The 21,330-nt window shown below is 38.7% G+C and carries 16 protein-coding genes; 1 reads left to right on the top strand and 15 read right to left on the bottom strand.

Annotated elements, in window-relative coordinates; translation table 11 throughout:
• Window positions 1-102 precede the first annotated feature (102 nt).
• From metE to RWP09_RS04290, 13 genes are all read right to left on the bottom strand, one after another.
• The gene (metE, locus tag RWP09_RS04350; protein ID WP_314434408.1) at window positions 103-2,352 is read right to left on the bottom strand and encodes a 5-methyltetrahydropteroyltriglutamate--homocysteine S-methyltransferase; all 2,250 of its coding nucleotides are present in this window, start codon (window positions 2,350-2,352) and stop codon (window positions 103-105) included.
• Between the two features lie 321 nt (window positions 2,353-2,673).
• Complete coding sequence (locus RWP09_RS04345) at window positions 2,674-3,777, bottom strand: DUF3800 domain-containing protein (RefSeq protein ID WP_314434407.1); 1,104 nt, start codon at window positions 3,775-3,777, stop codon at window positions 2,674-2,676.
• A gap of 126 nt (window positions 3,778-3,903) precedes the next feature.
• Window positions 3,904-4,278 (bottom strand): TIGR02328 family protein, encoded by a 375-nt coding sequence (locus RWP09_RS04340; protein ID WP_314434405.1) that lies wholly within the window; start codon window positions 4,276-4,278, stop codon window positions 3,904-3,906.
• Entirely contained in the window at window positions 4,262-4,666 is a 405-nt protein-coding gene (locus RWP09_RS04335; RefSeq protein ID WP_314434403.1) for a YbgA family protein, read from the bottom strand. Before RWP09_RS04335 ends, RWP09_RS04340 begins: the two co-directional genes overlap by 17 nt.
• A gap of 68 nt (window positions 4,667-4,734) precedes the next feature.
• A complete protein-coding gene (locus RWP09_RS04330; protein WP_314434401.1) occupies window positions 4,735-5,724 on the bottom strand; it encodes a Fic family protein in 990 nt (329 codons plus the stop codon).
• A gap of 61 nt (window positions 5,725-5,785) precedes the next feature.
• Complete coding sequence (locus RWP09_RS04325; RefSeq protein ID WP_314434399.1) at window positions 5,786-6,565, bottom strand: Fic family protein; 780 nt, start codon at window positions 6,563-6,565, stop codon at window positions 5,786-5,788.
• 203 nt (window positions 6,566-6,768) lie between these two features.
• Window positions 6,769-8,370 carry a type I restriction-modification system subunit M gene (locus RWP09_RS04320; RefSeq protein WP_314434397.1) on the bottom strand — a complete coding sequence of 534 codons (1,602 nt, stop codon included), beginning with the start codon at window positions 8,368-8,370 and terminating at the stop codon, window positions 6,769-6,771.
• A gap of 26 nt (window positions 8,371-8,396) precedes the next feature.
• On the bottom strand, window positions 8,397-10,262 hold the full coding sequence (locus tag RWP09_RS04315) for a P-loop NTPase fold protein (protein WP_314434395.1): 1,866 nt from the start codon (window positions 10,260-10,262) through the stop codon (window positions 8,397-8,399).
• A gap of 10 nt (window positions 10,263-10,272) precedes the next feature.
• Window positions 10,273-11,475, bottom strand: a complete 1,203-nt coding sequence (locus RWP09_RS04310; RefSeq protein ID WP_314434393.1) for a restriction endonuclease subunit S — start codon at window positions 11,473-11,475, stop codon at window positions 10,273-10,275.
• A 125-nt stretch (window positions 11,476-11,600) separates the two neighbouring features.
• Window positions 11,601-12,416 carry a hypothetical protein gene (locus RWP09_RS04305; protein ID WP_314434391.1) on the bottom strand — a complete coding sequence of 272 codons (816 nt, stop codon included), beginning with the start codon at window positions 12,414-12,416 and terminating at the stop codon, window positions 11,601-11,603.
• 561 nt (window positions 12,417-12,977) lie between these two features.
• The gene (locus RWP09_RS04300) at window positions 12,978-13,739 is read right to left on the bottom strand and encodes a DUF6261 family protein (protein WP_314434389.1); all 762 of its coding nucleotides are present in this window, start codon (window positions 13,737-13,739) and stop codon (window positions 12,978-12,980) included.
• 25 nt (window positions 13,740-13,764) lie between these two features.
• The gene (locus RWP09_RS04295; RefSeq protein WP_265526607.1) at window positions 13,765-13,980 is read right to left on the bottom strand and encodes a hypothetical protein; all 216 of its coding nucleotides are present in this window, start codon (window positions 13,978-13,980) and stop codon (window positions 13,765-13,767) included.
• A 492-nt stretch (window positions 13,981-14,472) separates the two neighbouring features.
• Window positions 14,473-17,463 (bottom strand): type I restriction endonuclease subunit R, encoded by a 2,991-nt coding sequence (locus RWP09_RS04290; RefSeq protein WP_314434385.1) that lies wholly within the window; start codon window positions 17,461-17,463, stop codon window positions 14,473-14,475.
• Window positions 17,464-17,609: 146 nt separating this feature from the next.
• Here RWP09_RS04290 and RWP09_RS04285 point away from each other — a divergent pair, with 146 nt between their 5' ends.
• Window positions 17,610-18,227: a TVP38/TMEM64 family protein gene (locus RWP09_RS04285; RefSeq protein ID WP_050252777.1), complete on the top strand. Its 618-nt coding sequence runs from the start codon at window positions 17,610-17,612 to the stop codon at window positions 18,225-18,227.
• A 42-nt stretch (window positions 18,228-18,269) separates the two neighbouring features.
• Here RWP09_RS04285 and scrK read toward each other — a convergent pair whose 3' ends face one another.
• Both scrK and RWP09_RS04275 read right to left on the bottom strand, forming a co-directional pair.
• The gene (gene scrK / locus RWP09_RS04280; protein ID WP_314434381.1) at window positions 18,270-19,157 is read right to left on the bottom strand and encodes a fructokinase ScrK; all 888 of its coding nucleotides are present in this window, start codon (window positions 19,155-19,157) and stop codon (window positions 18,270-18,272) included.
• Between the two features lie 149 nt (window positions 19,158-19,306).
• A complete protein-coding gene (locus RWP09_RS04275; RefSeq protein ID WP_314434379.1) occupies window positions 19,307-21,193 on the bottom strand; it encodes a sucrose-specific PTS transporter subunit IIBC in 1,887 nt (628 codons plus the stop codon).
• Between the last annotated feature and the right edge of the window lie 137 nt (window positions 21,194-21,330).

Raw genomic sequence — 21,330 nt, 5'->3', positions numbered from 1 at the left:
GTCATTATCCTTTTCTAGTTGATTTTTTTCGTTAGCTGGATTCCTAGAATCCAAGTGAAACAGGCAGATTGACCAAACAGCGCTTCTAGAGAAATCCGTATCTTACAATTTCTCACGCGCAGCTTTAGCTGCTTCCACAAGGCGGATCAAGCTTTCTTTTGTTTCTGGAATACCACGTGTTTTCAAACCACAGTCAGGGTTAATCCAAACTTTCTTGCTTGGCACTTTAGCAAGAATGGCTTCGATTGTGTGGTCGATTTCGCCTTCATTTGGTACACGAGGTGAGTGGATATCGTAAACCCCAGGTCCCACTTCTGTTTGGAAGTTTTTCGCTTTGAGTTCATCCAAGATTTCAAGGTTTGAACGGCTAGCCTCAAATGAGATAACGTCCGCATCCAAGTTATCGATAGCTGGGATGATATCTGTAAATTCTGAGTAACACATGTGAGTGTGGATTTGTGTGTCTGGTGCTACTGTTGAGTGTACCAAGCGGAAGGCAGGAATTGCCCAGTCAAGGTAGTCTTCGTACCAGTCGCTACGACGGAGTGGCAATTTCTCACGAAGAGCAGCCTCGTCGATTTGGATGATTTTCACACCAGCAGCTTCAAGGTCAAGAACTTCATCCTTGATAGCAAGAGCGATTTGAAGAGTAGAATCCTTGATAGAGATGTCTTCACGTGGGAATGACCAGTTGAGGATGGTAACAGGTCCAGTCAACATACCTTTAACAGGTTTGTTTGTACGGCTTTGTGCATAGCTAGACCATTTAACAGTGATAGGGTTAAGACGAGTTACATCACCCCAGATGATTGGTGGTTTAACCCCACGCATACCGTATGACTGTACCCAACCATTTTTAGAGAAGAGGTAACCTGACAAGTTTTGACCGAAGTACTCAACCATGTCATTACGCTCAAATTCACCGTGAACAAGGACATCAAAGTCTATGTCTTCTTGCCATTTGATCCATTCATCGATCGTTTCAGCAAGGAAAGCGTCGTACTCTTCTTGAGACAATTCACCTTTACGGTAAGCCAAACGTTTCGCACGAACTTCTTTAGTTTGAGGGAATGAACCGATAGTTGTTGTTGGAAGAGCTGGAAGTTTGAAAGCTTCTTCTTGGATAGCTTCACGTTCAGCAAATGCTGGCAAACGAGTGTAGTCTGCATCAGTCAAACCAGCGATACGCGCACGAAGTTCCGCATTAACACCAACACGCTCAGTCGCAAAGAGTTCTTTGTTTGCTGCAAGCGCTTCTTCACCTTGACCATTGCGGATAGCATCCAAATCACGAATTTCATCCAATTTTTCAACTGCAAAGGCAAAGTGGTTCAAGATTGCTGGTTCAAATTCTTCATTAGCAGTTGTAAATGGTACATGAAGAAGTGAGCATGAGCTTGTCAATACGATGTTTTCAGCTGGGATTTGCTCAAGAACAGCCAAGCTCTTTTCATAGTTGTTACGCCAGATGTTTTTACCATTGACAATACCTGCATAAAGAGTCTTGTCAGCTGGGAAGCCACCTTTAACGAGTTCAAGAGTTTTCTTACCTTCAACGAAGTCAAGACCGATAGCATCTACTGGCAAGTTCACAAGGTCAGCGTAAACGTCACGAACGTCACCGAAGTAAGTTTGAAGCAAGACTTCAAGACCTTTTTTGTCAGCCAAAAGTTTGTTGTAAAGGTTCAAGAAGAGAGCTTTTTCTTCAGCTGTCAAGTCTTTTACAAGAGCCGCTTCATCCAATTGGATGCGAGTCGCACCAAGTTCTGCCAATTTCGCAAAAACCTCTTGGTAAGCAGCCACTAAGCTGTCTACGAAGTCTTCTGCTTTCACGCCTTCTTCAAAGTCTGACAATTGAAGGAAAGTGAATGGACCTACAAGAACTGGACGAGTGTTCAATCCAAGTTCTTTTGCTTCTTGGAACTCATCAAAGATTTTGTGACCAGCCAATTTTACTTGAGTGTCTTTTTCAAATTTAGGAACGATGTAGTGGTAGTTGGTATTGAACCATTTCTTCATTGGAAGGGCGCGAACGTCTCCTTTTTCTCCTTGGTAACCACGACCCAAAGCGAAGTAGCGCTCAAGGTCAGACAAGTCCAAGTTTTGAACTGAAGCAGGTACCACGTTGAAAAGGAAAGCTGCATCTAGGAAGTTGTCATAGTGAGAAAAGTCATTTGATGGAATTTCAGTGATGCCTTTTTCTTTGACAATGTTCCAGTGTTTAGCACGCAAATCTTTTGCTGCTGCCAAGAGTTCTTCTTCTGAGATTTCTTTTCTAAAGTATTTTTCAGTTGTAAATTTTAATTCGCGGAATTCGCCCAAACGAGGAAAACCGATGATTGTAGTTGACATGATGTGTCCTCCAAAATTTGTTGTTGAAACTATCTTAACAGAAAAAAAAGCGTCTGTATAATTGTAAAAAATTAGGATTTGATATAGTTTGAAACTATATCTCTATTTTAAACAAAAGAAAAAGACCTGAGACAAATGCCTCAATCCCTTTTTGTAGCTTGTTTTATAGCTGTATTTTAGTTAGACTGATCAAACGTGTTATTAGTAATTCTTATAAGTGACTATGACTTGTTATTAGAAAAGACTATAGGTTGATTTTCTCTAATAAAACCCCTTTGTTCACTCTCTTGTAATAATTAGAAATATTAATTAGCTATAAAACTACTTGTTTTTCCTAACAAAATTTCTCCACTCACCTAATTCTAATGCTAAATCATTACTTCGATATTTAACTTTTGCTTTTTTGAGAATACTCTCCCATGTTTGAAATGAAAAAGCAAATTTCGAATATTTTTTATCTATGCACTCTAAAATAAAATTTCGTGATTCTTCAATAGATAAATAACTATCTATATTCTTGACCATTCTCGAAATATGGCCCGCAAATAAATCAGCAACTTGTATTAATTCCTCATCCTTAGAATCAACAAAATGAAAATCTAAGGTCAGAGAAGGATTATCATCTACTAAGTATCTCAAGTCCGAGTATAAAGAATTCTGTAGTTTATCATTAGAATTCTTGTCATGAATAACTTGAATTTTTAGTTTGAAATCAGATTCAGTTATTAATTTTTCTTTAAAACAAATCATAATATCAATTAAAGTAGAAAATAATGAAGGCTCATACAATAAGTAATCTTTCTCACAATTAATTTCTTCTAGAATAGAATCAATATTAAACTCTTCAATTAGTATGTACTGGGCAAAATCTTTATCATATTTTTCAATAGCTAATTTTAAACATAATATCAAATTCCTAATATCATCAGCTGTAAGATATCTTTCTTTAGTTCTTTTGTTTGTTCTTCTAAATTTATCACCAAGTTCAGCCCATTGTTTTTCAGATAGACTCATAAATAATAGTTCAGCAATATTTTTTCGAAACCCCCTTCCTAAGTTAGGTTCTGTGATTCTATTATTCATAAAGCAATTATTATTTGGGTCAAATAGCCATTCAGTTATTTTTTCAGCTAAGACCATATTTTTTTCATAGCACATAAAGTCAAAGTAAATTCCGTTACTAATTAAATCATAAAAAAACTCTAATCTATTCTTAATATTTAGTTCAGAATTGAAATTTGAATTAGAAGCTTTCAACTCATCTGATAAACATAATTTTTCCTTATATTCCTTAATGAGGTTGTACTGCATCTCAATTTTACTATTTGGTACAATAACAAATCCCAATGTAAAAAAATTTTGATTAGATTCGAAAAAATGATTACCAGTATTCCCTGATTCATCAACAAATATTGTCAATTCCATAATTGAATTTTCCTTTTATTCTATACTATCAAAATTATCGAATTTAAATAACTTCAATAAACATTTTAATTTTTTGATTTTCGTCACACAGATATATATGATTTAAAATTCTCAATACACTATTAATTAGATTTTTTTCTCTAGCTCTATCCCCTTCTCTCGGAGATTAGCCAGACATTTCTCATAGTAGGCGTCGTCATGTTCGCTATAGATAGGACTAGTCAACTTCTCCTCTGCTAAATCTTCATAGAGAGGACAGGTCTTACCTCGGTAGTTCTTGTCCAGCCACTCTGGACTGACCTTAAAGCCTCGTTTAACCATCTCCTCCATGATCAAGCGATGATAGGCATAGAGACGATAAGGCGAGTGGGTAAAGACATAGTCCACCGTCGCATGCTTTCTGCCCCAACCATTACTACGCAGGGCGCAACACTCTCGATGCTGCCCCAAGAGTTGAGGACGGAGAAGTTGTGAAATCAAAGCCTCATGCCAAAGTCTCATGAGAGTCTCCTTTCAGTAAAGTCGAATGTTGCAAATAGGTATTTGGATAGCGATCAAGCAAGTCTCTAGTCTTAGTGATCAAGTCTTCCTTAAAAGCCTGACCAAAGCGGTAGCGATCCAGCAAGAGCATATAGTCCTTGCGCTCAGCATCTGTCGCTTTCTTTTTGAAATAGCCCCAAATATGCTGAAAGGCATTGCAAACCTGACCCCTGTGCTCTGGAATCTGGCAGGCACGATCAATCATCTCCTGAACCTGACTCACCTCCACCTCTTCATTCTTCAAGTATTGGCGAATCTCATTGTAAATATTGCTAGAATGGCTCAAGACGAGGTATTTGTTTCTCGCCCAGAGTTGCTGGCACTGGGATTTTTGGTTAGTTTGTTCCATCTTTCTCCTTGATTTTTATCAGTTTCCAGGAAATATGGAAACAAAGCTGTATCTTAAAAATGAGCGAATTATGAGCGGAATCTGAGCGAATAAATAGTGTTTTTTGTAGAACCCGATTTTTCTAACAAACCTTGATTTACGAATATTTGGAGATAACGACGCATGGTTGCCGCACTCAAACCTGTTAGTTCTTGTGCAACTGCAGTTGTTATCTGATAATTCTCTACAAGATAAGACTCTATTTTTTCAAAAATAGCTAGCTCACGTGGTTTCAAAAGTAATTTAACCGACTTTTCCGTACTATCATTTTTTTGATGACTATAATCCAGCAAGGTTTCTAAAATCGCTTCAAGCATAAATTGGATGAATTTTGTAGAATCATTAACCTCATTACTCTCTGTTAAAGCTTGGTAATACCCTGACTGATGTCGGTAAATAACAGACTCTACAGGAAGCCACTCAAATAAAGGATTCCATCTACTCAAGATTAGGCTCTGCCACATCCGCCCCATACGACCGTTCCCATCCTCAAAAGGGTGAATAATTTCTAACTCAAAATGCACGATACAAGATTTGACAATATCAGATATGTGGCTAGACTTAGCCCAAGAAAATAAGTCCGATACCAGCTTAGGAACAAACTGTGGCCGCGCTCCAAGATGAACAACTTTCCCTGATCCATCAAAAACACCCACATCGCCTAATCGAAACTGTCCAGGATGCTTGACCAAATCCTGTGTCAGCAATTGATGAGCCAGTAAGAAATCATCTATACTGTATGGATTTAAGCGAAAAACCTTCTCATAAGCTTCATAAGCATTTTGGACCTCATGGATATCCTTAAGAGGGCCTAGAACTCTTTTCCCCTCTATGACATCAGTCACCTGCTCCAGAGAAAGACTATTATTCTCAATAGCTAAAGAGGACTGAATAGAACGAATCCGATTTTCCTTGCGTAGGTGTAATTTTCTCGTTTCGAAAGAAAGTTGAGTCGCCAACTCAGAAATCTTCTGCACGAGATTCAATATTTCTTCTGTTATTTTATAGTTGGGTATCATCGTCTTCCTTCTTTCTACTCGAAAACATTCTAAATCTTCTAAGCCTTGTGCAAAGAAAACGTTAATCTCTTAAGTCTATTTCTAAATCATGTTGCCCAGCTAATAAGAGATTTTCAAAAAATTGTTCCAGATATTCTGGTTTTTTCTGGAATAGCTTTGCATTATCAAGAACAAGAGCATCTCGAAAATACTTTGCATTTTCTTGGAAGGGTTTGTTGTCTACTTGAAATCCCATAGTTCTAAGGTACTTAATCAAAAATACTGTTATCGTTCGAGTATTTCCTTCTCCAAAAGGATGAATCTGCCAAATACCTGAAATAAAAGTCTTGATATGTTGCACTACTTCGATATCGGATTTTCCTCGATAGTCAAATTGACTTTCCTGCTGAAAATCATAGGTCAAACTATCTGCTACCGTGCGAAAATCATCATATATGACACTGTCTCCGTTTAAAACAGCCTCACTTTTTGTAATGTTGTAAGAGCGGTATTCTCCCAAGGGAATGCCATGTGGCAGGAGGCCAAAGAAAAGCTCTCTATGAATCAATTTCAATGTTGTTGGAGCAAATTTAAAGGCATTAGAGGACAAGAGTTCCACAATTCTCATGGCAACAAGATCTGCTTCTCTTGTGCTATCATCGATTTTTTGGTGATAAGCCGTTACTTGATCATAAACTTCTTGATAAGTCAACTTTCCTTGAGAATTTTGCTCTGCTAGTTCTCTCATATACGGCGACGGCTCTAAATCATCTACCTTTTGTAAACCAAACCCCGTTTCCCATAAGTCTAACTTGGTCTGATAAGAGAGGTTGGGATTATCAATTTCATAAGTCGGTGTCATGGTTTTCCTTTCTAAACAAAGCTTCAAGTAAAATCTTTATATTCTATTCTACCATATTAAATCTTTAAGCTCCTTATACAATTTCACAGTTCTCTGTTCTATCGAGCTTGAAGAAAACCCCTCCTCGCTAATGTTAGAAAATACAACTATATCGACCTAGATAAAGTTTTATCTTAAATATGAGGTAATAAATCAACTACATCTCACCCTTTAAACGCTTGCAAAAACTCTTTAAGCTCAGCATCGGCTTCTGGTGTGGTTCCATGTAGTTGACCGAGCATTTCAAGTAGAGAAGCGGTTTGATTTTGGATTGCTTGATTGGTCTTGTTAATCTTGCTGACGATATCTGTTAGTGGCTCGACTTCTTCTTCCTCAAAGGTATCTACGTAACGAGGGATATTGAGGTTATAGTCATTTTCGACGATTTCTTCATATCTTGCTAGATGGGCAAACTTGTCAATCTCCTCACGTGATTTGTAGGCTTCCAGAATCTTCTCGATATGAGCATCCGTCATGATATTCTGGTTTTTCCCCTTATCAAACTCCTTAGAAGCATCGATAAAGTAGACATCACGATTGATGCGGTTCTTTTTGAGAATGATGACCGTAGTTGGAATGCTGGTATTAAAGAAGATATTGGCAGGAAGACCAATTACCGTATCAATGGCTCCTTCTTCTAACAAGGCCTTGCGAATGGTTCCCTCCGCATTTCCACGGAAAAGAACACCGTGGGGAAGGACGATAGCCATAACCCCATTATCCTGCTTGAGATGGTAGTAACCATGCAAGAGAAAGGCAAAATCAGCCTTGGACTGGGGCGCTAGTTTCCCAAAAGGAGAGAAACGAGGATCCGCCATAAAGCCAGAGCTTGCTGACCACTTGGCAGAGTAGGGAGGGTTCATGAGAACCCCGTCAAAGTTGGTCGGTTCTTGAGTCGGCCAGTCTTCATCCAGTGTATCGGCATTGTGGAGAAATTGATTTTCAACAGGAACACCGTGTAGGATCATGTTCATCCGAGCCAAGTTATAGGTCGAAGTATTGAGCTCCTGACCAAAGTAGACCACTGTCTGCGGTTTATGAGAGTATTTCTTGGCATTAAGCAAGAGAGAGCCAGAACCCATAGTCGCGTCATAGATGGTAAAACCTAGCTGGTTCTCACGACCCAAAAAGGCAATCTGAGTCATAAGTTTGGCAACAGGCTGAGGTGTATAGAACTCACCAGCCTTCTTACCCGAGTCAGTCGCAAACTGACCAATCAGATACTCATAAGCGTCCCCCAACATATCACCAGCATGACCAGCCACATCTAGCACAGCCAACTCCTTCATGACTGCCGCCACCGTTTGATTTTGCTTTTGCGGAGTCGCCCCTAACTTTTTGGAATAGAGGTCAATATCTTCAAAGAGATTTTCATAGAGTTCGTCGCTCTGCTCAATATCACGAAAACCCTGAGCCAAATCTTCCAACTGGAAAGTTCCCTCATTGACACGTGCTACCAGAGCCGTAAAGGTCAACTCAGGCTTGATACTGTAGTTGAGTTCGTCCTTCATCACTGCAAGAAGATCCTCGTGAGTGTCCGCATCCTCATAGTAGTTGCGATAGACCTCAAGGGCAGCCTCTAGACTCTCACTCCCCTCCTCCATAGTCTCCGCCACGAAAAAGAGCATTTTATCTGACAGATACTTATAAAAGACCATGCCCAAGAGATAGGACTTGTAGTCGTTGGCATCCATCTTAGAGCGGAGAACATCCGCTGAGTTCCACAGAGCTTGGTAGAGCGACTGGGACGTTTGTGTTGTTTCCATAATGTTTCTTTCTAAGTTTTAAATAATCATGATTTATTTAGTTTATCAATTTTTTCTTCAAATACAAATCCATTTGACTTCATTTGATTTAATCTTTCCCGAATATTTAAAATTACTGTCTTTTCATAGCTAACGTAGTCATGCGGTGGAGCAAACATATATCTCCCTGTCCAAAGAATATATTTCTTATTTTCAGGAATAATATCAAATCCATCAAAGCCATATTCATTCGATAGAATAGACTGAAATATCCAGAATGATAGAAACTCTACATCGTTGAGATGATTTATAGAATTCCATATACTGCTATCCCAGTTATCAAATCTGCTAAATTTTTCTACTGAAGCTAAATAAGTCAACAGAAGAAAATCTTTTCTTCGATACTTTGTAAAGGATTGACAACCAATATCTAAATCATAAAAATGGCATCCTAAATCATGGAAGCTCAATACTCTATGCTTTTCTAAAAAATATATAATCTCAGATTGATCTAAACCTGCAGGTTTTAAAATATTTTCCCACATTTCAACAATTTTAGAAATCACATCTTTTGTTAGGGGATAATTTCTTTCATATGGAGGCACTATCTCATTATACATTTCTTGGACAATAAGAGTCATAGAGGGACTATTTTTAAACTTCATAGATTCATTAATAACAATATTTAGTAAACTTTTTTTCTGAATATCAGAAAAATCTGCAAATTGATTATTCAAATATTGATAAAAATCAGTCTTTTGATCCGAATTTAATAACTCTTGTATAAATTTATCTGACTGTTCCATAAATAAGGTATCTAATTCATCTTTTGTACGATTCATAGGCACTTCATAAAGAAAATATTCCATACTATTCTTATTAAAACTTAGTGGATATTGCTCATTATCAACTTTTTGGATTTCAGATAACAGCTCTTTTATTGTGTAGCCTTTACGGAGGAAATCTTCTAGCTTTGTTTTCTCATTCTCTTCTATGACTATTTGTATATTGTTGAGCATTTTCTTATAGAGTTCTGGATAAAACAAGTAAGCATAGATAATTAATAACTGTTGTTCCACTTGAACACGACCAAATTTTCTTCTTGTAAAAAATTCTTTATTTACATAATCATTAAAATGTTCCCTATCACGTAAATTTCTCTGGTCACTTTTAACTCTTTTTTTAAAATTCTCTGATAAATAAACGCCAAACTTTTTTTCTAATAAATGAAAATAACTATCCCAAATATTTGAAGAATGTAGTACAAAAGGTAACTCAACTTGCCTATCAATTATCTTTGATAGATAGTTATCCCCTCTCTTATAAAGTAGTGTCATATCACCAACAAAAATAATAGGTAGCTTTCCATTTATCAAACTAAAAAGTTTATAACAGTCTTCTTGTTGCTTTTCCAGCATTCTATCAAAATCATCAATAACTAAAATTTTAGAAAATTTATGTAGTCTAGTTAATAAGAAGCTATACAACTCATCAGATTTATATTTAAAAACATTCCAAACTGCAACTCCTAAAGATACCAATCCTCCAATTTTCAGAATCACTGATTTCTCAGAACCAAAATACTCACCCAATCCTATATCCACAACATTAGTCATCAAAATAGAAACCATTACTAGGGCAACAATACTTAACCTCATCAAAACTAAGTAAAAAAATGGATGGAGTTTTGAAAATGTTACTTCAATCATTGAACGATTATCTGTTAATCTCCAAAAATCCATAGTAATTAGTTTTATCTTTTTATTCTTATTTACATCCTGTAAAAATGTTGATTTCCCTGAGCCCCAGTTTCCATTAAGAAAATATGTTTTATCTTCTTGCAGTAGTTCAGCAAAATTTTTTGCTGCTGTTGAGGTATCGATTTTCTCTAGTTTTATATAATTCTTTTCCATTTTGATTTACCTAAATAAACATATCCTGCAAGAGTTTCTTTTTCAAAGTCTCAAGCTGAGTAATTTTTTCTTGGTGAGAGTTGATGAGGTTATCTAGGTTTGAGAAATAGGCACCGATGGCTTGTTGTTCTTCGATAGATGGAATCCTAACTGGCATAACTAAAAAATCCTCTGGATGGATACGCTTTGCTTTTCTGGAACCATTCGCGATTAAGCCTTGATATTCATAAAATTCTCTTCTCATTACATACTCAAGTAAAAATTTAGAATCGATGTTTTGAATATCAAAAGTTGGTAAATCTAACGTTGACTGATAACCATTAAGTTCATTTGGGATAATTCCAAATGCTTGATTTTGAAAATCTAGTTTACTGTATATAAACTGTCCACCTTTTCGAATAAAGTATTGCGTATTCGAACTACCAGCATACTTCTCTTTCTTTTCTATAACTCCTTTCCCCCAAAGTTTGACAGTTATTTTTTTTGCAGTTAGACCTGTGTCACCTGAAATTCTACTTTCAGTAAGATAAGGCTCTAAAGTATCTTTTCCCCACTCCTCTTCAAATCCATCCAAACGAATCTCAGGGACTGTCTGTCCAGCTTTGGGAAACATCTTGGAGAGCATGGTCGCCTTGAGAGATTGGTAGTTGATTAGGTTATCTTTGTAGCTTGCCAAAAGATCATCGAGGGTACGGAAGAGGGAGCCAATGGCAGATTGTTCGTCTATTGAATCTGGAATACAAAATTCAAAGGAATCAATTTCTTTGGAAGATATATTTGGTTGTGCACCTGCTACTAATACAGCATTTAGTTGGTTAGTAAATGCTTTCGTCTGCAAAACAGAAGGAAGAAAATCATAGTCTACTTCCCCAGTATTTTGGAAATAACCTACTCGTTGATTCTGATAGTATTCTTTCTCAGAATCTAACATAGCTATTTTTCCAGTAGTTGCTCCTGACATAGCCAATAGAATTGAACGTCCTCTAAGAACAAATTTTTCATCTGGAATTATCTTAGAGTAATATTCAAACTCCCCTCCAACAGTTCCGTCAAATTTGATATTTGATATTCTAACAACTGGAATGCCAGTATTTTGAAATTTTTCACTTTTGAAAGCAAAGCCTCCACGCAGGGGCGCAATACTATGTAATTTTTTTCTATTCCATTTCTCATCAAAATTTTTGAATTTTATTTTAGGTAGTAAAGCTTTCAAACTCTTCTCCTTACCTTATTTCTCATTTTTTATATTATATCATGAATCATAATAACAAATGCTGATAACAAAGAAAAAAGAGAAGAAATTACTTCTTCCCTAATAGCACTATTCCAAACCTAACTTTATCTATCCTTTGTAAGACACTCTATTAACTCTTCGTCTGTCATAGATTTATTATCACTAAACCTAATTGCATTATCATAGTATACATCATAGTATTCAGGCGATGCCAATGTCATATCTAAAATATAGCTTTTATCTTTATTCTTTTGATATTTTGCTACTATCTCTGATTCCCGTAATTCTTCTTTAGATTTTGGTGTACCATTAGTCCTTTGGTACTTTTCCATCAACTGCAAGTGTTGAAAAATTACTGAAATATATCTAGAAGGATTTACTAAAAATCTTTTACTTACAACAGACTTCGGAACTAAGATAAGAAGTTCCTCTACACCATTTTCATTAGGAGCAAGGACATACTGGCTTTCAAAGGTAGCCCACTCATGACTCTCGGAATCCCAATAATCAAAACGTTGTACTTCATTACTGATTTTTAAACCGTGTAATCGAGCTTGTTCTAAAGAATATAAAATCAATTCTTTTTTTAATAAACTTACTAACAAATCAGACATCCTATCTTCTGAAAAACTCTTTACAAAAATCGGCATCGCTATAGGTGTCAGTAATTTTTCTTTGATTTTATCTACCGACTGATAGACATACCCAAAAAATTGATCAAGCATCTTCATTGAAACACCTGTCCCTTTGGAGTTGCTCTCAGAATATCCAAAGTGGATAGCATTACATTCTTTAGAGTGTGAAAATAGTTGTAATGCATCTGATTTATTACCATTATCGTAAACTTTATAAACTGTTTTTACAAAATCATTAGCAATACCCCTAAACCGATCTGGTAAAAGCAATGGATCTACAAACAATCTAACATCCTTTGATGTATCTATATCAACAAAATCTAATCCTACTTGGATTGATTCTCTATTTAATAAGTTTGATATTCTTATAATATGTACCTCTTTTTTCTATATTTTGTAGAAAAAAGAAAATTATCAAAATGAGATTTACATTTCTTTTATTTAGTGTTAGAATAAAAGAGAATTTTTGAAATAGTGCTCATATCGCATTTTGAAATTCACCATCTCTAACTAGTCGTCAGCGCCCACTGACGTCTTTTTTCTACAATTCATATTATACCAAACAAAAACAAAAAAGCAATATTGTTTTCTATATATAGTGTTGATTTTTTTGAAAAATAGAATAAAACACAATATATAGTGCAACATTTTTAAAAAGACTATAAAAACTAATCTTTTTCTTATTAACTTTCAACATTTAGGTATTAAATAAACTATTGATTCTATCCAGAATTTAAACAACTTATTTATTAACTATTATTTATTTCTCTACAATTTTGTTAATATATAAATTATCCACGAAACCACAAAAATCCCCCTTAGAAATCCGCTTCTAAGGGGTTGTCTTTATCCTGCTGCTTGGGCTGGTTCTGCTGGTTTGGTCTTTTTATCTTTCTTGCTACTAGTGATGAGACGGCGCTTGCTATCTCGGATGCTATTGAGTTCCTTGAGGAGTTGAGTCAGGTGTTCCTTTTCAGGGTAGGCTTCTGCACTAGCTGCGGTATAGCGCATAAAGAGATCGTAGCTGGTTGAAAGTTCGGTGCGGAGTTGTCTGGTCTTGCCAACTTCCTTGGCAGACTTAGAAGCACGCGCCTTACTCTCCACTTGGTCATATTCCTCTTGAGCATTGATCACCGCCGTCAGCATAGGTGTCAGTCCTAGACTGGTCACTGCCTCATGATAGGGTGTTTCACTAAGCGTTTTGAGAAGACTCTTGATTTCTGCCGTTTCCACATCATTGCTGTGCTTGGTGATGTCCTTGTACTTAGCAAAGACTGGTTTCAGAGTTTCATGAGCTTCTTTGAGCTTAGCATCCTTAATCTTAGCAAATCCTCTATGAAGGGTAAAGAGACCGACCAAGGAACTATCACGATTGCGATCGACTTCTGTCAGATTACTAGATTCTTTCGTCTCCACCGCCGCAAGTTGAGCTTGAAAATCATCCAGCTTGGTCTTGAAGGGTTCCAAATGTTTGGCATACATCCCTTCATCCTTGTTTTCCTTAGAAAAAGTCGCCAAGCTTTGATGAGTATCCATCATCAGGCTTTCAAACTCACGGTTGGTAAAGTTGCTGTAACTAAGCGGGCGAATAGCGTATGTTTTTGTCATGATGATATCCTTTCTATTTAACGAATCATTTATTATCTTCTCTATCAAACCAAGACTGGATTAGTTCTGGAAGATAGACCTGTTCTTGATCTGTTTTTACAATGCTTCCTTGTCTATCATGTTGAATCAAAGGTCTATCCTTAAATACAAAGACTTGAAACAATGCACAGACCAAAAATAGAAGCCCCCATAAAGGAAGTGTCGATAGAATACTATCCTCATCATCCCTAACTTTCTTCATCAATTTTCTCCTTTAAGTTGATACATTCATTCTAACAGTTTCCCAAACCATTTTAATCCCCATCCGCTCAACTGTCATTATTTCCATCTAAAACGTACTTTTCAGGACTAATCAGACAGTTCAAAATAATACTCAATGAAAATCAAAGAGCAAACTAGGAAGCTAGCCGCAGGCTGTACTTGAGTACGGTAAGGCGACGCTGACGTAGTTTGAATTGGATTTTCGAAGAGTATTAAAAAATCCCTATCTGACTGGACACACACTCCGTCCATCAGATAGAGACTCTTACTATTTATAGATTTTAACTCTTCTAGCTTTAGAATACATATAAACTTTAGGAAAAGCGACTATTCGAAAGTTCGAAGACCTCAAAACTTTCGTAGATAAGCTATTCGAAGCTTAGAATACTTTTAAATTTATGGAATGACGTTTGTTCTAAAACTAGAATACATGTAAACTTTAGGAAAGAGACCTGTTCTAAGTCTCGAAGACTTACCTCCCAACCCTCAATGGCTCAATGACTTCCTCCACCAGTTGGGTATAAGCTTCCTTGATTTGTTTTTTGTAGAGGAGAGGATTGAGGGCATCTGCCACCTCTAGCTTATAGTCCTGATAACGCTGGCTCTTGGTCAGCTGGCTTTCTCCTAGTTGTTTTTTAGCTCCCTTACGGTAGTGTTCGACATAGTAACGGAGCTCATCCTCACCGACATACCAGCGTTTGCTAAAGACTTGGATGTGTTGCTGGATGACCGCCTCAATCATCTGATCCAAGATATTTGCGATAGACTGACCACGATAGCTTTCTGGATTTGCTTGAACTTCTCTCCAAAGTTCAGTGATAATCTGGGCAAGATTTGGATTGGTTTTCTCAAGACTCTGAATATAATTATCTACTGCTTCCTTATCTTGAGCGCTTAGATTCTTTTCTTGACTTTGGCCTTGTTCAATCAGACTTTGGATTAAGGTCAAGATATAGGCATAGTTGATTTCGTCCACTTGGATAGACTCCAGTTCATAGTGGATATCAAGTGGTTCACCATCGTCATCATCCTCTACTCGGCTTTTTAATTCTGCAAGGACATTTCGATAAAGGCCCAGATACCTTTCCAACTTCTCTCCATCAAGTCCTGTCTGACTGTAAAGCTCTTCCTCATCATACTCTTTGTACACTCGGATAGAGGCTAGGTATTTATCAAAGGCTTGATAGGTTTTGGCTAGTTTCCTCAACTCAGGGGTAGAGACTTGCTCGAGATCTAGACCGTTCACATAGTCATAAGTAGCAAGATTTTTGAAATCACTGCAACTCCGTAAAAAGTTTCTCTTTTCCTCTTCCCAGCTCGGAGCTAGGACCTCGTTTTCACCACCATTTGAGTAGAGCTTGAGGGCATTATCTACTGCTTCCTTAAAGGCTAGAGGCTTTTGGAAGGTGATGATATGACCATAGGTCTTACTGCTATCAAAAATACGGTTGGTTCGGCTAAAAGCCTGAATCAAGTCCTGCGGTTGCATAGGCTTTCTGTCGATAAAGAGAGTTGATAGACAAGGAGCATCAAATCCTGTTAAGAGACGATTGACCACAATAACCAAGTCCAACTGTTCATTGCGATAGAGGTATTTGTCCTGTTTTCGAGCAAGACGGTTATTGACATCCGTATTAAAGCCACGAAGATCCGCTATGGTAAAGTGGGTATCAAACTCTTGGTTGTAGTCCTCTAAGACTTGCTTCATGTGGTCTTGATTGGCTCTTGAGTCTTCTTCATTTTCTGTGACCGAGTAAGTGATAGTCGCCTTTGGAAAGTCAGGAAGGACCTGCTTGACCCTCTCCGATACCTTGACCCTCGTCTCTCCAGCCTTGACTCGTTTGAGGAGATCATAGTAGGCTTGGGCTTGAGGGATTGACTTGACGGTCAGGATAGCATTATAGGTCTTACCAACTCCCTTTTGGAAGCCTAGCTGTTGACGGGATTTATTGATAATGGCATCCAAGACTTCCAGCATATGCTCCTCATTCTCATAGACAGTATCTGGTATGTCATTTTCAGATTTATCCGTGATGAGGGTATTGCGATAATCCACCTTAAAGCCTAAAACTGCTCCGTCATGGATGGCTTCCTTGACTGTATACTCATGGAGACGGTCACCGTACTGTTGCTGGGTGGTTTGGGCTAGATCGCCGACTTGCTGGCGTTTATTTTCCTTAAAGATAGGTGTGCCTGTAAAACCATACCAGAGAGACTGTGGGAAAAAGCCCTTAATGTCTTTTTGTGTTTGCGGTGTTATGGCACGGTGGCATTCATCCACGACAAAGGCCACTCGGAGACCCTTGATTTTGTCCGCATCACGCTGGTAAAGTCCTTGCTCAAACTTGCGCATCATGGTGGTGATTTTCTGGATGGTGGTGACCACCACACGCTTATCATTACTTCCTAAGCGCTTGACCAAATCATGAGTATTATCCGTCTCATCTATATCAATGACATCATTGGTCGCATAAGAGAGGAAGGATGATGTGGTCTGTTGATCCAAGTCCCTGCGGTCAACGACAAAAATCGTCTTTTGGATAGATGGAATCTGGAGGAGATTCCGTGCTACCTTATAGGAGGTCAGAGTTTTCCCTGAACCTGTCGTGTGCCAGACATAGCCAGACTCCTGACGACGAGAAGCTTCCTGTACCGCTTCGATAGCATGAATCTGATAGGGGCGCAAGAGGATAAGAACTTTCTTACTATCATCAAGGACAGAATACTGCATGACCATCTGATGAGCACGAGGGATGGAAAGGACTTCGTGAGCAAAGCTGGTCAAGCTCGTTATGGGTTGGTTGTCCTTATCCACCCACTTGGTTAGAAATTGCTTGTTGAGTTTATTTTCTCTGGCAGCAGCGATATAGCGTGTATCTACCTTATTGGTCACAACAAACATCTGTAAGCTAGAGTAGATGCCACGAAACTTACCTTCGCGGTCATATTTTTTAATTTGATGAAAGGCATCTAAAAAAGCAACTCGGGGACTTTTAAGCTCGATCTGAATCATTGGAAGGCCATTGATCAAGAGGGTCACATCTAGCCTGCGGTCTTGATCCTGAGGATTTACCTTGTCTCTCTCGACTTGGTTGACAACCTCATAACTAGACTTGCCAGCTGCGATATTGTCTCGCCAGATGACAGATAAACGGATAGTCCCCAAACTAGCATCTTCTCTTTGAACCTCAACCTTGGCAATGCCATTTTCGCCTACCAACCACTTGGCTGCATCATAGTAGCTAACAAAGTTCAGTTGGTTCTTTATCTGACGTTTTTCCTGTTCTGTCAGGGGATGATCTGCCAATAGAGCCACATTGTTCTGGGCTAGCTTTTCAAAGAAGTTTTCCCATAATTGCTCTTCAGTTTTAAGGTCACCTCTGTAAGTCCATTGACTTTCCCCAGTCACCAGTTGGTTGATCAGTTGTTTTTCTATCTCCAGTTCTGGTTTTACCTGTATCATACTCTCTCCTTTGCTACTTGTCTGCTCCCTTTATTATAGCATGTTTAGCCTCAAATTCCATCACTCTTCCCATAGCAAAAGCAACCTTCCCCCTTTCTCCTCCAAAATATGGTATAGTAGAGTTATATTATCTACGAGGAGTTTACATGTCACAGGATAAACAAATGAAAGCTGTTTCTCCCCTTTTACAGCAAGTTATCAATATCTCATCGATTGTCGGTGGGGTTGGAAGTTTGATTTTCTGTATTTGGGCTTATCAGGCTGGGATTTTACAGTCTAAGGAAACCCTCTCTGCCTTTATCCAGCAGGCAGGCATCTGGGGGCCACCTCTCTTTATCTTTTTACAGATTTTACAGACGGTCGTCCCTATCATTCCAGGAGCCTTGACCTCGGTGGCTGGCGTCTTTATTTACGGCCACATCATCGGTACGATCTACAACTATATCGGCATTGTCATTGGCTGTGCCATTATCTTTTATCTAGTGCGCCTCTATGGGGCTGCCTTTGTCCAGTCTGTCGTCAGCAAGCGCACCTATGACAAGTATATCGGCTGGTTGGATAAGGGCAATCGTTTTGACCGTTTCTTTATCTTTATGATGATTTGGCCCATTAGTCCAGCTGACTTTCTCTGTATGCTGGCTGCCCTGACCAAGATGAGCTTCAAGCGCTATATGATCATCATCGTTCTGACCAAACCCTTTACCCTCGTGGTTTATACCTACGGTCTGACCTATATTATTGACTTTTTCTGGCAAATGCTTTGACATGTAAAAAATCCGTTTGGTTTCCCAAGCGGATTTTGTGCTTTATTTTGAAACTTCTTTTGCAAGGACAAAGTTCCCAAGTGTGGCAGAACCATTTCCTGCGACTGCTGGAGTCACGATATAGTCACGCACATCTGGCACTGGTAGGTAACCATTGAGCAGAGATGTAAATTTCTCACGGACACGGTCCAGCATGTGTTGTTGAGCCATGACCCCTCCACCAAAGACAATCACGTCTGGGCGGAAAGTCACTGTAGCATTGACCGCAGCTTGAGCGATGTAGTAGGCTTGAACATCCCAGACAGAGCTGTTGAGTTCAATATTTTCACCACGAATACCTGTACGAGCTTCAAGACTTGGACCAGCCGCAAAACCTTCCAAACATCCTTTGTGGAATGGACAAACACCGTTGAATTCTTTTTCAAGATCCATTGGGTGTCTAGCGACATAATAGTGACCCATCTCAGGGTGACCTACACCACCGATAAACTCACCACGTTGGATAACACCTGCACCGATACCTGTACCTATTGTGTAGTAAACCAAGTTTTCGATACGACCACCAGCATTGTTACGGGCAACCACTTCACCATAGGCAGAGCTGTTTACGTCTGTAGTGAAGTACATTGGCACGTTTAAAGCGCGACGAAGGGCACCAAGCAAGTCTACATTTGCCCAGTGAGGTTTTGGAGTTGTTGTGATAAAGCCATAAGTTTTTGAGTTTTTGTCAATATCAATCGGACCAAATGAACCAACTGCAAGACCAGCAAGGTTATCGAATTTTGAGAAGAACTCAATGGTTTTATCGATTGTTTCAATTGGAGTTGTTGTTGGAAATTGTGTTTTTTCTACAACGTTAAAGTTTTCATCACCGACAGCACAGACAAACTTTGTACCGCCCGCTTCCAAGCTTCCATATAATTTTGTCATGATAAACCTCTTGTTTTTATTTTCTTTATTATAGCATATTTCGAAAGTCTAAATTTCTCTATTTTTTAGATTTTCCTCTGTAAATCTTACCATTCAAGCAAAAACGAACAAACATGTCATTTGTTCGTTTTCACATTAGAGAGGATTGATTAGATTTTCACTTCAATAACAGCATCCCCCTTAGCAACTGAACCTGTTGCGACTGGAGCTACTGAAGCGTAGTCAGCTGTATTTGTAACGATAACCATTGTTGTATCATCAAGTCCAGCTGCAGCGATTTTGTTTGAGTCAAATGTTCCAAGAACATCGCCAGCTTTAACCTTATCACCTTGGGCAACTTTTGCTTCAAAACCTTCACCATTCATAGATACAGTGTCAATACCAACGTGGATCAAAACTTCAGCACCATCAGTTGTTTTCAAACCAAAAGCGTGTCCTGTTGGAAATGCAATTGAAACTTCAGCATCAGCAGGTGCATAGACCACACCTTGACTTGGTTTCACAGCGATACCTTGTCCCATAGCACCACTTGAAAAAACAGGGTCATTGACATCAGCAAGAGCTACAACATCACCAACGATAGGAGTTACAAGTGTTTCATTTTGAAGAGCTGCTGGAATGTTACCAGTTGTTTCTTCTTGGACCAAACGTTCTGTCTCTACTTCAGTAGCAACTTCTTTTTCATCCTCATAACCAAACATGTAAGTAAGAGCAAAACCAAGTGCAAATGATACAGCTACCATAAGAAGGTATAGTGGAAGTTGTCCATTACCTGCATAAAGCATTGTACCAGGGATGATGGTGATACCACTACCAGTACCAGCAAGTCCAAGGATTGAAGCCAATCCACCACCGATTGCACCAGCAATCAATGAAAGGAAGAATGGTTTACGGAAACGCAAGTTCACCCCGAAGATAGCAGGCTCTGTAATACCGAGGAAGGCAGAAAGAGCAGCTGGGAAAGCAAGTGTTTTCAGTTTTGGATTTTTAGTTTTAACACCAACCGCAACAGTCGCAGCACCTTGGGCTGTCATAGCCGCAGTGATGATCGCGTTGAATGGGTTAGCATGGTCAGCAGCAAGCAATTGAACTTCAAGCAAGTTGAAGATGTGGTGCACACCTGATACGACGATCAATTGGTGAACCCCACCGATCAAGAAACCACCAAGACCAAATGGCAAGCTGAGGATCGCTTTTGTAGCGATAAGGATGTAGTTTTCAACGACGTGGAAGACTGGTCCAATGACAAAGAGTCCAAGGATAGACATAACCAAAAGTGTCACGAATGGCGTTACCAAGAGGTCAATGACATCTGGAACAACCTTGCGGACAGCTTTTTCAAATTTAGCTCCGACAACCCCGATGATGAAGGCTGGAAGAACAGAACCTTGCAAACCAACAACAGGAATGAAACCAAAGAAGTTCATAGCTGTTACTTCACCACCTTGAGCAACTGCCCATGCGTTTGGAAGTGAGCCAGAAACAAGCATCATACCAAGAACGATACCAACGGCAGGATTTCCACCGAATACACGGAAGGTTGACCACACAACCAAACCTGGCAAGATGATAAAGGCTGTATCTGTCAAGATTTGTGTGTAAGTTGCAAAGTCACCTGGAAGTGGCATTTCAAGAGCGTTGAAAAGACCACGCACACCCATGAAGAGACCTGTCGCTACGATAACTGGGATGATTGGAACGAAAACGTCACCGAAAGTACGGATAGCACGTTGGAACCAGTTCCCTTGTTTAGCAGCTTCTGCTTTCATGTCATCTTTAGATGATGTTGGCAAACCAAGTGCAACAACTTCATCGTACATTTTGTTAACTGTACCTGTACCAAAGATGATTTGGTATTGACCTGAGTTAAAGAAAGCACCTTGAACTTTTTCCAAGTTCTCAATCACTTCTTTATTGATTTTTCCTTCATCTTTGACCATGACACGTAGACGAGTCGCACAGTGGGCAACACTGTTGACATTTTCACGTCCGCCCAAGGCATCGATGACTTTTTTTGCAATTTCCTGATTGTTCATTTGCAAAAATCTCCTTATATAACATTTTGTTCTTGTTTGAAAGCGATTTTATTCGCCCTTACGACTATTATTTTATCATGTTTTAGAAATATGTCAAGCGTTTTGCAGAAAAATATTCTATCCACTTAGTGGACACG

The sequence above is a fragment of the uncultured Streptococcus sp. genome, assembly GCF_963521255.1.
GTDB lineage: Bacteria > Bacillota > Bacilli > Lactobacillales > Streptococcaceae > Streptococcus.
Note: the sequence above shows the minus strand (reverse complement) of the source record. Positions and strands in the feature narration are given on the sequence as shown.

Coding starts and splice junctions, on each gene's coding strand:
- metE (WP_314434408.1), bottom strand. CDS start 2,352: ATGTCAACTACAATCATCGGTTTTCCTCGTTTGGGCGAATTCCGCGAA.
- RWP09_RS04345 (WP_314434407.1), bottom strand. CDS start 3,777: ATGGAATTGACAATATTTGTTGATGAATCAGGGAATACTGGTAATCAT.
- RWP09_RS04340 (WP_314434405.1), bottom strand. CDS start 4,278: ATGAGACTTTGGCATGAGGCTTTGATTTCACAACTTCTCCGTCCTCAA.
- RWP09_RS04335 (WP_314434403.1), bottom strand. CDS start 4,666: ATGGAACAAACTAACCAAAAATCCCAGTGCCAGCAACTCTGGGCGAGA.
- RWP09_RS04330 (WP_314434401.1), bottom strand. CDS start 5,724: ATGATACCCAACTATAAAATAACAGAAGAAATATTGAATCTCGTGCAG.
- RWP09_RS04325 (WP_314434399.1), bottom strand. CDS start 6,565: ATGACACCGACTTATGAAATTGATAATCCCAACCTCTCTTATCAGACC.
- RWP09_RS04320 (WP_314434397.1), bottom strand. CDS start 8,370: ATGGAAACAACACAAACGTCCCAGTCGCTCTACCAAGCTCTGTGGAAC.
- RWP09_RS04315 (WP_314434395.1), bottom strand. CDS start 10,262: ATGGAAAAGAATTATATAAAACTAGAGAAAATCGATACCTCAACAGCA.
- RWP09_RS04300 (WP_314434389.1), bottom strand. CDS start 13,739: ATGACAAAAACATACGCTATTCGCCCGCTTAGTTACAGCAACTTTACC.
- RWP09_RS04295 (WP_265526607.1), bottom strand. CDS start 13,980: ATGAAGAAAGTTAGGGATGATGAGGATAGTATTCTATCGACACTTCCT.
- RWP09_RS04290 (WP_314434385.1), bottom strand. CDS start 17,463: ATGATACAGGTAAAACCAGAACTGGAGATAGAAAAACAACTGATCAAC.
- RWP09_RS04285 (WP_050252777.1), top strand. CDS start 17,610: ATGTCACAGGATAAACAAATGAAAGCTGTTTCTCCCCTTTTACAGCAA.
- scrK (WP_314434381.1), bottom strand. CDS start 19,157: ATGACAAAATTATATGGAAGCTTGGAAGCGGGCGGTACAAAGTTTGTC.
- RWP09_RS04275 (WP_314434379.1), bottom strand. CDS start 21,193: ATGAACAATCAGGAAATTGCAAAAAAAGTCATCGATGCCTTGGGCGGA.